At 70.6% G+C, this 13,373-nt stretch carries 9 protein-coding genes; 8 read left to right on the top strand and 1 reads right to left on the bottom strand.

The window, feature by feature from the left end:
• Window positions 1-41 precede the first annotated feature (41 nt).
• The 6 genes from C560_RS0119305 (at window position 42) to ppsA (ending at window position 9,019) form a co-directional block, all read left to right on the top strand.
• A complete protein-coding gene (locus C560_RS0119305) occupies window positions 42-1,160 on the top strand; it encodes an acyl-CoA dehydrogenase family protein (RefSeq protein WP_155855832.1) in 1,119 nt (372 codons plus the stop codon).
• Entirely contained in the window at window positions 1,141-2,628 is a 1,488-nt protein-coding gene (locus C560_RS0119300; protein ID WP_026539441.1) for a bifunctional PIG-L family deacetylase/class I SAM-dependent methyltransferase, read from the top strand. Before C560_RS0119305 ends, C560_RS0119300 begins: the two co-directional genes overlap by 20 nt.
• Window positions 2,625-3,419, top strand: a complete 795-nt coding sequence (locus C560_RS0119295; RefSeq protein ID WP_081801768.1) for a glycosyltransferase — start codon at window positions 2,625-2,627, stop codon at window positions 3,417-3,419. Before C560_RS0119300 ends, C560_RS0119295 begins: the two co-directional genes overlap by 4 nt.
• Before the next feature lie 42 nt (window positions 3,420-3,461).
• The gene (locus C560_RS0119290; protein WP_018774834.1) at window positions 3,462-3,680 is read left to right on the top strand and encodes a three-helix bundle dimerization domain-containing protein; all 219 of its coding nucleotides are present in this window, start codon (window positions 3,462-3,464) and stop codon (window positions 3,678-3,680) included.
• Between the two features lie 172 nt (window positions 3,681-3,852).
• Window positions 3,853-6,540 carry a cation-translocating P-type ATPase gene (locus tag C560_RS0119285; RefSeq protein ID WP_051533280.1) on the top strand — a complete coding sequence of 896 codons (2,688 nt, stop codon included), beginning with the start codon at window positions 3,853-3,855 and terminating at the stop codon, window positions 6,538-6,540.
• 58 nt (window positions 6,541-6,598) lie between these two features.
• The gene (ppsA, locus tag C560_RS0119280; RefSeq protein WP_026539438.1) at window positions 6,599-9,019 is read left to right on the top strand and encodes a phosphoenolpyruvate synthase; all 2,421 of its coding nucleotides are present in this window, start codon (window positions 6,599-6,601) and stop codon (window positions 9,017-9,019) included.
• 25 nt (window positions 9,020-9,044) lie between these two features.
• Here the strand turns inward: ppsA and C560_RS22455 are convergent, their stop codons facing one another.
• Window positions 9,045-10,979: a heavy metal translocating P-type ATPase gene (locus C560_RS22455; protein WP_043423424.1), complete on the bottom strand. Its 1,935-nt coding sequence runs from the start codon at window positions 10,977-10,979 to the stop codon at window positions 9,045-9,047.
• A 214-nt stretch (window positions 10,980-11,193) separates the two neighbouring features.
• Between C560_RS22455 and C560_RS0119270 the strand changes: the two genes are divergently transcribed.
• Both C560_RS0119270 and C560_RS0119265 read left to right on the top strand, forming a co-directional pair.
• Entirely contained in the window at window positions 11,194-12,285 is a 1,092-nt protein-coding gene (locus C560_RS0119270) for an SDR family oxidoreductase (protein WP_026539437.1), read from the top strand.
• Between the two features lie 67 nt (window positions 12,286-12,352).
• Window positions 12,353-13,330, top strand: coding sequence for a polysaccharide deacetylase family protein (locus tag C560_RS0119265; RefSeq protein ID WP_026539436.1), 978 nt, complete (start codon window positions 12,353-12,355; stop codon window positions 13,328-13,330).
• The last annotated feature ends 43 nt before the right edge of the window (window positions 13,331-13,373 follow it).

Here is a 13,373-nt window from a genome sequence, read left to right as displayed (position 1 = left end):
AGCCCGAATCAGCCCAGCCCGAAGGAACACAGGCAGTCGAAATGAACGGGATCCCCATCTCCCACCACCCCCTACCTGTCCGGATCAGCTCCGCGACCGCAGACCTGGAGACGATCAGCCCCTTGCTGTCCGAGGCGCAGGCCGCCGTCGGCGATGTCCCGGCGCTGCTGGAGCTGGCCAAGTCGGCAGCGGCGGCGGCGCCCAAACCCGGGGACGGCCGGACCGCGTTCCTGTGGGAGATTCTGGCCTCTGTGACCGCCGTCGATGTCGCCGCCGGACGTGTGCTGGAACCACAACTGGACGCCGTGGCGATCCTGGCCCAGGCCGGCGACGACGCCGCACAGCACGGCCGGGACTGCCCGGACCCCGACGATGCCGACTTCGAGGGGACCTGGGGAGTGTTCGCCGCCGAGGCGCCCGGCCTGCGGCTTGAAGCCAAGGAATCCTCAGACGGCTGGATCCTGCAGGGGTCCAAGCCCTGGTGCTCGCTCGCCGCGCAGCTGGACCATGCCGTGCTGACGGCCCATCTGGAGGCAGGCGGCCGGGCCGCCTTCGCCGTCGACCTCCACGCGGACGGCGTGGGCTTCGCGAATCCGGAGTGGACCAGCCGGGGGTTGCGCGAGATTCCCAGCGGAACAGTCCACTTCGAGGCCGTTCCCGCCGTGCCCCTCGGCGGTGCCGGCTGGTATTACCAGCGCCCTGGTTTCGCCTGGGGCGGCATGGGCGTGGCCGCCTGCTGGCTCGGCGGTGCCGTCGCTGTGGCGCGCAGCTTCGCCGACTCCCTGCGGCACGCCGCCGACGGCGGACGGGAACCGGACCAGATTGCGCTGGCCCACCTCGGTGAGATTGACCGAACGCTGGCCGCCCTGACCGCCTACCTGGCCGGTACGGCCGCGAGGATCGACGCCGGGGAGCTCTCGGACCGCGGGGCGTGGAAGGAAGCCCTGCGTGTGCGCGGCAGCGTTGCCACCGCCGTCGAACGCGTCCAGACGCTCGTGAGCCAAAATCTCGGTCCGGCCCCGCTCGCCTTTGATGAGCGCTACGGAAAACGGATGGCCGATCTCGCCCTGTACATCCGCCAGCACCACGCGATGCGCGACGACGCGCAGCTGGGCGCCCTGGCGCTGGCCGAAAGCACCCATGGTGACTTTCACCCATAACGATGCCGGGACGTCCGAGGCCGCCTGGGCCGGCAGCCGTGCCGCCGGGCTGCCGGACCTGCCGCTGGATGACGCAGCGCTCGCCGGCCGGGCCTTCATTGTCCTGGCCGCGCACCCGGACGACGAATCGCTCGGGGCCGGCGGGCTGCTGGCCCGGCTGCACTCCGTCGGCGCTACGGTCCGCGTGGTGCTGTGCACGGCGGGGGAAGGATCCCACCCCGACTCGCCCACGACGACGCCGGAACAGCTCGCCGTGGTCCGGCTGCAGGAGTTCGGCGACGCCCTGAAACGCCTTTCCGGGAACGGGGCCGGGGACACAGCGTGGCGGTGCCTGGGCCTGCCCGACGGACAGCTGGCCGGGCACCGGGAAGAGATCCGGGCCGCGGTCCGGGAGGCGGTCCGGGAGGCGACGGCCGCGTGCGGGCGCGCCGCCGGCGAGGTGGTTCTCGTGGCGCCCTACCGTTCCGACGGGCACACCGACCACGACGTCCTCGGCTCCGTTGCCGCCGAGCTCAGCGCCGCGGCGGGCCACGCTCTCCTCGAATACCCCATCTGGTACTGGTTGTGGGCGGCACCAGGTAAACCGGACGACGGCGACGTCCCGGCCGGCGGGGCATGGCGTGGCTGGTTCCGGCTGCCGCTGCGCCCGGCGGAGCTGGAGTCCAAGGCCGCCGCGATGGCGGCACATGTGTCCCAGGTGCGCCCGCTCTCCGGGCTGCCGGGCGACGAGGTGCTCCTGCCCCCGGCCTTCCTGGCGCACTTTGAGCGGACCTGGGAGACGTTTGCCTGGCACCCAGCGGTCGCCCGTGCGGACGGCCCGGGCGATGACGGGTCCCCACGGCCCTTCGCCGCGGGCGACGCGGAGCGCGTCTTCGATGCGGTCCACGCCCGGGAGGAGGACCCGTGGCAGTACACCTCGAGCTGGTACGAGCAGCGCAAACGTACCCTCACGCTCGCCGCGCTGCCCGGCAGCAGCTACACGGCCGGGTTGGAGATCGGCTGCTCCATCGGGACCCTGAGCGTGGAACTCGCGCCGCGGTGCGGAAGCTTCCTCGCCGTCGATGCCAGCGGCACTGCCCTGGACCATGCTGCCAGGCGGCTCGAGCACCTGCCCGCGGCAACGACGCGCCACCTGACCGTCCCGAACGAATGGCCGGACGGATCGTTCGACCTGATCGTGGTTTCAGAGGTGGGCTACTACCTCTCGCCGGCAGAGCTTGTCGGACTGTTCGACCGGATTGAAGGCTCGCTCATGCCTGGCGGGACCCTCGCGCTGTGCCACTGGCGGCACCCCATTTCCGGCTGGGAACTCGACGGCGACGCGGTCCACGCCGCGGCCCGGCGGCACCTGGGGTGGGCCGGCGGCGGGACCTACCAGGAGCGCGACTTTCTACTCGAGGTGTTCCTTGCGCCGGACGCTGCACCGGGTGCCGCGCCGGGCCTGGGCGGCCCCGAACGGATGCGGTGACCCCGGTGGCGGCGTTGCCGTTGCCGCGCGGGCACCGCATCGACCGGGTCGCCGTCGTCATGCCCGCAAACAACGAAGAAGACCACCTGGAACTGGCGCTGGAGGCCGTTCAGCGGTCCGCGGACGCCCTGCACAGGGTCCGGTCCGACGTCGACACCCGTGTGACGGTGGTGCTGGACAGTTGCACGGACGGCTCCGCCGCCGTCACGGCCGGCTTCGCAGCCTCGGACCCGCGGTTCAGCGCACTGGAGGTCAGCTACCGCAGCGCCGGCGCCAGCCGGGCCGCGGGCGTCCGGGCCGCCGGCATCGGCGTGACCCGGCGGCGGCCGCCCGGCCAGCGCTGGACGCCGCCGCCCTGGGCCGGCCGGACCTGGCTGGCCAACACCGACGCCGACTCCCGAGTGCCGGAGAACTGGCTGGTGCGCCAGTTGGAGTTCGCCGACGCCGGGGCCGACGCCGTGCTGGGCTCCGTGGAACCGGACCCCGCCGGGATGGACCCTGAACTGCTCCGGCGCTGGCACGAACGCCACCCCTTCCGCGAGGACCACCCCCACATCTATGGCGCGAATTTCGGGGTCCGGGCTTCCGCCTATCTTGCCGCCGGAGGGTTCGCCCGGGTCACCTCCGAAGAAGACCGGACCCTGGTGCACAGCCTCCGCAGCCGCGCCTTCACGGTCACGGCAACGGACAGCATCAGGGTCATGACCTCCGGCCGGACCCATGCCCGGGCACCCGACGGCTTTGGCACCTACCTGCGGAGCCTGGGCCATCTGTTGCCGCCTGCCGTCTGAAGGTTCATTGACGCCGGGACCGGGCCGCTCCACACTGAAGAAGTGACGGACGATGCGAAAGAACCCAGCATTGATCAGGTTGTCGAGCGTCTGGCTGCCAGGTTTCCGCACGTACCGCGAATGCACATCGCCGGGATTGTCGGCGAGGAATTCGATGCCCTGAACGCAGGCCGGATCAGGACCTACATACCCACACTCGTTGAGCGCGGCGCGCGCGTGCGGCTGAAGAGCGAGTTCGGGCTCAGCGCCGCCGACGACTGACGCACGTGACGCCGTCCCCTAGCCGCGAGTTCGCGGGATACGCGCCACTCGGCATCCTCGAGTTCGCCGGATACGCGCCACACCGCCGTAAAATTCCGGCGGGCCCGCAGCCTTCCGGCGATTTCGACGGCGGCGGCCGGCCTGCAGTGCCCGTGAGGGGCGGACCGCGGGGGTGAATCCCGGGCCGGGGCAGGACTCGCTGTCAGCCATCGCCGGACTCAGCGCCGACGAAGCTGCCCGGCGGCTGAAGCAATGCGGTGCCAACAAACTGCCCGAGCCCCGTCCGGTCCCCGGCTGGCGGAGGCTTCTGGCTGAGCTGACCCACTTCTTCGCGATCATGCTCTGGGTGGCGGCCGTCTTCGCGATAATTGCCGGCATGCCGGAACTGGGCATCGCCATCGTGGCGGTGATCCTGGTCAACGGGGTGTTCGCCTACATCCAGCAGGAGCGGGCCCAGCATGCCGCTGCCAAACTCCGCGAGCTGCTCCCGGCCATGGTGTCGGTCCGCCGGGACCACCGCGTCATCAAGGTCCACTCCACCGAACTGGTGCCGGACGACGTCGTGGTGCTGGTGGCCGGGGACCGCGTTCCGGCGGACCTCCGGCTTGCCCTTGCCACCGGCTGCGAGGTGGACGAGTCAATGCTCACGGGCGAAAGCGAGGCGGTCGCCAAAAACCCGGGCGACGCCGCCTTCGGCGGGACCTTCCTGGTCAACGGGCACGCCGAAGGCGTGGTCTCGGTGACGGGCGGCCAGACCCGGCTCGCAGAGATCGCGTCCCTGACGGGAAAAGTCGAAGCCCCCACCAGCCCGCTGTCGCTGGAACTGCAAAGAATCGTCCGCATCACCGCCACCATGGCCCTGGGCATCGGCGCCCTGTTCTTCGTCCTCTCGCTCGTGGTCGGCATTTCCTGGCGCGATGCCTTCCTGTTCGCCATTGGGGTGGCCGTCGCGCTGGTCCCCGAGGGCCTGCTGCCGACCGTCACGCTCTCTCTGGCCGTCGGCGCGCAGCGGATGGCCAAGCGCAACGCGCTCGTGCGCAACCTCCAAGCCGTGGAGACCCTCGGCTCCACGACCTTCATCTGCACAGACAAGACCGGAACCCTGACGCAGAACCGGATGAACGTCGTCGAGGTCTGGACCCCGGCCGGGCTGCTGACCATAAATGGCCAGGGCTACGGCCCCGAAGCCGAGATCACGGGCGGCGGCCTTCAAGAAGCCCGACGGCTCAGCGTCGCTGCCCGCGCCGCCTCGGTGGGGCGCGCCGTCCTCCACGAAGACCGCTGGATAGCCGAGGGGGACCCGATGGAGGCGGCCATCGACGCGCTCGCAGTCCGCCTCGCCCTTCCGGGCGAACAGCCGGAATGGCCGACGCCGTCGCACCGGTACGCGTTCGACTCCCGCCGGCTGCGGGAGTCGGCGATCGTCGGCACCGCCCTCTTCGTGAAGGGGGCCCCGGAGTCCGTGATTCCGCTGTGCCTGGCCCCCGGCGGCGGGGCTTCGGATCCCGGCCCGGACCGGGCCATGGACATGGTCGATGAGATGGCCGCCCGTGGCCTGCGGGTACTCGCCGTCGCCCAGCGCAGCCTGCCCGGGCCGCCCGGCGCCACGTTCAGGCTGGAAGACGTCGAGACCGGGCTGACGCTGCTGGGCCTGATGGGCCTGCACGATCCTCCCCGGACCGAGGTGAAAGTGGCCCTCCAGGCCGCCCGCGACGCCGGAATCAAAGTGGCGATGGTGACCGGCGACCACGCCTTCACCGCCGCCGCCATCGCCCGCGAGACGGGGCTGCTCGGCCCCACGGAAACCGTGCTGCAGGGACCGGACCTGCCCGGGGACGACGCCGTCCTGGCCGCCCTGCTGGACCGCGACGGAGTGGTGGTCAGCCGGGTGACGCCGGAACAGAAGCTCCGCGTGGCCCGGCTCCTGCAGGGCCGCGGGCATGTCCTGGCCATGACCGGCGACGGCGTCAACGACGGCCCGGCGCTGCAGCAGGCCGACATCGGGGTCGCGATGGGACGCAGCGGCACCGACGTCGCCCGTGAGGCCGCCGACCTCGTGCTGCTGGACGACGACTTCGCCACGATCATCGCCGCGGTGGAGCAGGGCCGTGCCACCTACGCGAACATCCGGCGCTTCCTGACGTACCACCTGACGGACAACGTCGCGGAGCTCACCCCCTTCGTCATTTGGGCCTTGTCCGGCGGCCACTTCCCCCTGGCGCTGGGCGTGCTGCAGATCCTGGCCCTGGACATCGGCACCGACCTGCTGCCCGCCCTGGCCCTGGGCAGCGAGGCGCCCAGCAAGGGGACGCTGAAGCGGCCGCCCGAGCGCCGGCACCTGATGGACCGCGCCCTCATGTTCCGGGTGTTTGGGCTGCTGGGACCGGTGGAGGCGCTGATGGAAATGACGGCGTACACGGTGGTGCTGCTCGGTGCGGGGTGGCGGCCCGGCGCCGAGCTGCCGGCTAGCGACGTGCTCATGGCGGCGTCCGGCGCGGCCTTCACCACGGTTGTCCTGGCCCAGCTGGCGAACGCCTTCGCCTGCCGCAGCGCCACCGTCCCGCCCTGGCGGCTGGGCTGGTTCACCAACAGGCTGCTGCTGTGGGCCGTGCTGGCCGAGCTGGGGCTGCTGTGCGTGTTCCTGTTCCTCGGACCGTTGGCGGCGCTGCTGGGCCAGGCGCCGCCGACGCCGGGCGGGCTGGCGGTGGCGCTGGCCGCCGTTCCCGCCGTCCTGCTCGCCGACTGGCTGTATAAGATCGTCCGCCACCGCCGGGCTGGTTCCCCCGGAAGCTCTCCCGCCGGCGGCTTTCCCTCAGGCGGCACCGGAGCCGGGGGCGGCGCGCGGGTCCAAAGCCCCTGACCCCGGGACACCGGTCCCGCGCAGTATGGGTCCACCGACAACGCACAGGAGTTCCGACATGGCTGAATCGCCCGTGATGTGGTTTGACGAGATCGGCATGGCCGACGTCCCGCGGGTCGGCGGGAAGAACGCCTCGCTCGGCGAGCTCATCCGGACCCTCCAAAGCGAGGGGGTACGGGTCCCCGACGGGTTCGCCACCACGGCCGCCGCGTACCGTTCGTTCGTCGCGGCCAACGGGATCGACGACGCCATGCGGTCGCGCATTGCCGCCTACCGGTCCGGGGCCGCCACGCTGCGCGCCACCGGCGAGGCCGTCCGGGAGCTGTTCCTGGCCAGCGAGTTCCCCAACGACATCGCCGAAGCCATCCGCGCCCACTACCGGACGCTGGGGGACCGGGCCGGCTTAGACCGGCTCGCCGTGGCGGTGCGCAGCAGCGCGACGGCGGAGGACCTCCCGGACGCGAGCTTCGCCGGGCAGCAGGAAACCTTCCTGAACATCGCGGGTGAGCGGGAACTGCTGGACGCCTGCCGCCGCTGTTACGCCTCACTCTTTACGGACCGGGCCATCAGCTACCGCGAGGTCAAAGGCTTCGACCACATGGACGTCGCCCTCTCCATCGGCGTCCAGCGGATGGTGCGCTCCGACGTCGGGGCATCCGGGGTGATGTTCTCCATCGATACCGACTCGGGCTTTCCCCGCGCCGCCGTCATCAGCGCGGCCTGGGGCCTCGGCGAAACCGTCGTCCAGGGCACCATCAATCCGGATAAGTACCTGGTCTTCAAGCCGCTCCTGACGGAGTCCGCGGCCGCGGAGGGCATCGCCCCGATCATCGAGAAATCCCTCGGCTCCAAGGCCCGGAAAATGGTCTACAGCCGCGGCGGGAGCGCCCGCACCCGGATGGTGGACACCTCGGAGGCTGAGCGCCGTGCCTTCGTGCTGGGCGACGCCGAGATCCTTGCCCTCGCGCGCTGGGCCGTCACGGTCGAAAACCACTACGGCCGGCCCATGGACATGGAATGGGCGCGCGACGGCGAGACCGGGGAACTCTTCATGGTCCAAGCCCGGCCCGAGACAGTCCAGTCGCTTCGGACCGGTCCCCGATTCACGGTCCACCACCTGCTGGAACTGGGGACGGTGCTGGCCGCCGGCTCGGCCATCGGCGACTCCATTGCGCACGGCACTGCCTGCGTCATCCGGACCGCGGCGGACATCGCGAAGTTCCGCGACGGCGCCATCCTCGTGACCGAAATGACCGACCCCGACTGGGTGCCCATCATGAAACGGGCCGCCGGGATCGTCACGGACCACGGCGGCCCCACGAGTCACGCGGCGATCGTCAGCCGCGAGCTGGGTGTGCCCGCCGTCGTCGGAACCGGCAACGCCACGGCCGTCCTGGCGGAGGGCCGACCCGTGACGATCTCCTGCGCCGAGGGCGATCTGGGCCGCGTCTACGACGGCACCCTGGCGTTTGAAACGGAAGACGTGGACCTGGGCGCGCTGCCCGAAACCCACACTGCGGTCATGGTCAACATCGCCAGCCCGGCCGCGGCCTTCCAGTGGTGGCGGCTGCCGGCGGACGGCGTCGGGCTCGCCCGGATGGAATTCATCATCAGCAGCCTGATCCGCGTCCATCCCATGGCACTTGTCCACCCGGAACGGGTCACGGACCCCACCGAGACGCAGCAGATCCGGGAGCTGGCGCAGGCCTATGCGGACCCGACCGAGTACTTCGTGGACGCCCTGTCGCAGGGCATCGCCAAGATCGCCGCACCGTATTATCCGCGCCCCGTGATTGTCCGGCTCAGCGACTTCAAGACCAACGAATACGCCCACCTGCTCGGCGGGGGCGCCTTCGAGGAACCGGAAGAGAATCCCATGCTTGGATTCCGCGGCGCTTCCCGGTACTACGACCCCCGTTACCGCGAGGGGTTCGCGCTCGAATGCGCCGCGCTCAAGCGTGTCCGCGAGAAGCTCGGGTTCACCAACGTGATTGTGATGGTGCCGTTTTGCCGCACGCCGCAAGAGGCGGACAAGGTCCTGGCCGTGATGGCCGAGCATGGTTTGGTCCGCGGCAGCAACGCTCTGCAGGTCTACATGATGTGCGAAATCCCGTCCAACGTGGTCCTGGCCGAGAAGTTCGCCACGCGGTTCGACGGGTTCTCGATCGGCTCCAACGACCTCACACAGCTGGTCCTGGGCGTGGACCGTGACTCCGGCCAGCTCGCGGCGCTCTTCGATGAGCGGGACGAGGCCGTGATGGCGATGATCAGCGAAGCCATCCGGAAGGCCCACGCCGGCGGCATCAAGATCGGCATTTGCGGGCAGGGACCGAGCAACCATCCGGAGTTCGCCGCGTTCCTGGTGCGGGAAGGGATCGACTCGATCTCCCTGAACCCGGACAGCTACCTCAAGACCGTGCCGCGGATCGCGGAAGCGGAGGCAGAATCAGCGAAGGCAGCGTCAGCCAGGACGGCGTAAGCCAGGACGGCGTAAGCCGGGAAACTCAGCCCGGTAGCGGGGCCCGCCGCGCGCTTTCCCCGGACCGCACCCTGGCGGCTGCGCCGTGGCGGCCGGGGCCGAGAGAGCGCAGGGCGTTAAGGATCGTGGCGAGATCCACCAGTTCCTGGGACAGGGCGCCGGCGATGGCCGGCACGTAACCCGCGGCCGCGGCCAGCATGAGGGCCACGCTCAGCCCGATGCCGATCCAGATGCTCTGCAGCGCCACCTGCACGGTGCGTTGGCCGATCCGGACGGCGGTCGCCACCTTGGAGAGGTCATCGAGGATGATCACGACGTCGGCCGACTCGCCGGCCGCCGTCGAGCCGCGGGCGCCCATGGCGATTCCGACGTCGGCGACCGCCAGGACGGGGGCATCGTTGACGCCGTCGCCGACCATCATGACCGGACGGTCCGGCAGCGACCTGACGGCCTCGACCTTGTCCCGCGGCAGGCACTCGGCGCGGACATCGGTGAGCCCTGCCTCGTCCGCGATGTGCCGGGCCGTGGCGAGCGCGTCCCCGGTCAGCATGACCGTCCGGCGCACGCCCAGGTCCTTGAGCTCGCCGAGGGTGCGGCGGGCCTCTTTGCGGATGGGATCGCTCATCACCAGGGAGCCCACGAAATTTCCACTGGCACCGACGTAGATGGCGAGCTCGCCGCTGGCCAGCCCCGTCTCCACCACGCCGGACGCCCACTCCGCGACGAACGCGGGCTTGCCCACCACCACGTCCTGGCCGTCGAACCTGGCGCGCACCCCGTGGGTGGCGAATTCAGTGGCTTCGGTGGCGGCCGCGAAGGGCAGGGCCCGGTTCCGGGCGGCGTCCATCACCGAGGCGGCCAGGACATGCGAGGAATACTGCTCCGCGGACGCCGCCAACTGCAGGACCTCGTCTTCTGCGAGGGGCCCGGCGGTCCGGATATGCACCAGGGACGGGCGCCCGTACGTAAGGGTTCCCGTCTTGTCGAAGGCGGCCGTCTTGATCCGGCTCAGCTGTTCCAGCACCCCGGCGTACTTGACGATGACGCCGGAGTGCGCGGCGCGGCTCATGCCGCCGAGGAATGCCACCGGCGCGGCAATCAGCAGGGGGCACGGCGTGGCCACCACGAGGACCTCGGCGAAGCGTTCCGGGCTGCCGCTGATGATCCAGCCCACGGCGCCGAGCAAGTACGCGAGGGCCGTGAACGGCACGGCGTAGCGGTCAGCGAGCCGGACCATGGGCGCCTTGCTTTCCGCCGCCTCCTTCACAAGGGCGACGATCCGGCTGTACTGCGAATCCTCCATGCGCGCCGTGACCCGCATCCGGACCGCGGCCTCACCGTTCAGCGACCCGCTCATGAGGCCGTCCCCGGCGGACCGCTCCACCGGCAGGCTTTCCCCGGTGAGCGAGGACTCATCGAAAGATCCGAACTCGGAGAGCAGGACGCCGTCCAGCGGCACCACCTCGCCGGGCTTGACCAGCAGGATGTCCCCGATCTCGACGTCGGCGGCCGCCACGTCCTCGTGCTGGCTCTCTGTCTGGGTTCCGGCTGTGTCGGTTCCGGCTGTGTGGGTTCCGGCAGCGGGGGAGCCGTTGCGCTCCCGGTGGGCCGTCTGCGGGACGCGTTCGAGCAACGCGGTGAGTTCGCCCTTGGCCCGGCCGGCGGCGTAGTCCTCAAGGGCAGTGCCGCCCGCGAGCATGAGTACGACGATCATCGACGCGATGTACTCGCCCACCAGCACGGTGCTGACGATGGCGGTGACGGCCAGGATGTCGATGCCGAACTGCCCGCCCGCGAGCCGGCGCGCCATCCCGACGGCGAGGTAGGCCGCAACGGCCAGGGCGTAGACGCTCGCAGCGGCCCGGGCTATGCCGTCCTGGCCTGCAGCCACAAGGACCAGCACCGCCAGCAGGACAAGGAGGGTCCCGGCCACGAGCGGATACCGGAGCACGTATTTCACGGAGGTTCCGCCTTAGCTTCGTATCAGTTTTGGCGTCTCCCTGAATCCTACTGCGCGGCTGCGACCGGCTTGCCGCGGCAGCCTCCCGGACCGTCCCCGGACCCCGGCATGAGAGGCTGGAAGAGCATCCGTCCCGTTCAAGCCGGGCCGGGGCGCCGGACCCGGCAAATGTAACGGCCCGCGGCGCAGCACAAGCGATGCCAGGAGGAATGACGTGCAAAGCAGTTCAGAGACCGTCGGCACCCGGACCGCCCTAGTGGTGGGGGCAAGCGGAATTGCCGGATCCGCCCTGGTGGACAGGCTCGCCGAGGAGGGCTGGGACGTCGTGGGGCTCTCCCGCAATCCCCTCCGCCGCCGCGGCGTACGCCATGTGAGCGCGGACCTGACCTCCGTGGAGGACCTGCGCAAGGCCCTGGCAGGTGTTTCACCCACCCATGTGTTCTACACCGCCTGGTCCAGGCGGAAGACCGAACAAGAGAACATCGACACAAACGCGGGCATGCTGCGGAACGTCCTCGCCAGCCTCAACGGCAAGCCTGTGAGGCACGTCGCCCTCATGACCGGGCTGAAGCATTATCTGGGCCCGTTTGAAGCGTATGCGGCCGGGGAAATGCCGGACACCCCCTTCCGGGAGAGCGAGCCGAGGCTGCCGACGCCGAACTTCTACTACGCCCAGGAAGACGAGTTGTGGGCAGCGGCCGCGAAACAGGGCTTTGGCTGGTCCGTGCACCGGGCGCATACGGTGATCGGGCATGCAGTCGGGAACACCATGAACATGGGACTCACGCTCGCCGTTCAGGCATCCATCTGCAAGGAACTGGGCCAACCATTCATCTTCCCGGGTTCCGAGACGCAATGGAACAGCCTCACGGACATGACCGACAGCGGTCTGCTGGCGGACCACATGATCTGGGCGGCCACAGCGGACAACGCGAGCGACGAGGCCTACAACATCGTCAACGGCGACGTCTTCCGCTGGCGGCGCATGTGGCCTGCGCTGGCAGGCTACTTCGGGGTCGAACCGGTGGGCTACTTCAACGAACCCCGCCCCCTGGAGCAGCAAATGCGCGGCATGGAAGGCGTGTGGGCGGACATCGCCGCCCGCCACGGGCTGGCCGAACCCGATATGGCACGGCTGGCATCCTGGTGGCACATGGACGGCGACCTGGGCCGGAACCTCGAGGTGGTCACGGACATGAGCAAGAGCCGGCTCGCCGGCCTTACCGGGTACCGCCGCACGGAAGACGCATTCCTGCAGCTGTTCGACCGCTACCGTGCGGACCGCTTGATTCCGGCGTCCTCCTAGGCTGCGGCACGGCCGCGCGGGGCTTTCAGCACTGGACCGGCCTTGACCGGCGAGGCCACAGTGAACCATGCGGTCCATGGTTGCGGGCGGCCGGCGCCGGCTGATGGTGATAGCGGCCGTCGTGGCTGCGCTGGGCCTGCTCGCCGCCGGCGCCGCGGTCCTGCTGTTGCCGGGGACGCCGACGGCGTTCCCGCCCGCATCCACGCCTGTCACCGCGACGGCATCCGGGACCGTCCCCGCAACTGCCTCCGCCTCCGGGACACAGACCCCTGCCTTGACGAGCGCGGCATCGCCGTCCCCGGGCACCGGCCTGCCTGCTCCGGCCGTGCCGGTTCCCGTCCCGCCGCCCGCCCCGGAACCGGCAGCTCCCGCTCCGGTGCCGCCCGCGGTGCCGCCCGCGGCGCCGTTCCCCGGCGCGCTCGCCGGCCGCGACGTGGAAACCATCCCGGGTGCGGGCGCCGCCGTCGCCCTGACCTTTGACGCCGGCGCCAATTCGGCCGGACTGCCCGGCATCCTGCAGAGCCTCGCCGCCGCGCGCGTGCGGGGCACGTTCTTCCTCACCGGCAGCTGGGCAGCCGCGAACCCCGGAGGGGTGGCGGCGATCGTCGCCGGCGGGCACCGGGTAGGCAACCATTCCATGACGCACCCGGCCTTCACCGGCCTGTCGGATGCCGGCATCGCGGACCAGCTCCGCTCGGCCGAACAGGCCATCAGGGCGGCCGGCGCGGACCCGCGGCCGCTCTTCCGCTTTCCCTTCGGTGACCGCGACGCCAGGACCATCGCCGCGGCCAACAACCTCGGCTATCTTCCGGTGCGCTGGAGCGTTGACACCCTGGGCTGGAAAGGCACCAGCGGCGGCGTGACAGCGCAGCTCGTGGCGGACCGGGTCCTGGCGGGCCTGAAACCGGGGGAAATAGTCCTGATGCATATCGGCTCCAATCCCGACGACGGGACCACGCTGGACGCTGATGCGCTGCCCCAGGTCATCAGCCGCATCCGCCAGGCCGGCTACGACTTCACCACCCTCGATGCACTGCTGGGCTGAGCGCAGCCGGGCCAAACGCCGCTGTCGCCCCGCGCCGATCGCT

It is taken from the genome of Arthrobacter sp. 9MFCol3.1, assembly GCF_000620385.1.
Lineage (GTDB): Bacteria > Actinomycetota > Actinomycetes > Actinomycetales > Micrococcaceae > Arthrobacter.
Note: the sequence above shows the minus strand (reverse complement) of the source record. Positions and strands in the feature narration are given on the sequence as shown.

Excerpts from the sequence above, each read along its gene's own strand:
- C560_RS0119305 (WP_155855832.1), top strand. The coding sequence starts at position 42 with ATGAACGGGATCCCCATCTCCCACCACCCCCTACCTGTCCGGATCAGC.
- C560_RS0119300 (WP_026539441.1), top strand. The coding sequence starts at position 1,141 with ATGGTGACTTTCACCCATAACGATGCCGGGACGTCCGAGGCCGCCTGG.
- ppsA (WP_026539438.1), top strand. The coding sequence starts at position 6,599 with ATGGCTGAATCGCCCGTGATGTGGTTTGACGAGATCGGCATGGCCGAC.
- C560_RS0119265 (WP_026539436.1), top strand. The coding sequence starts at position 12,353 with ATGCGGTCCATGGTTGCGGGCGGCCGGCGCCGGCTGATGGTGATAGCG.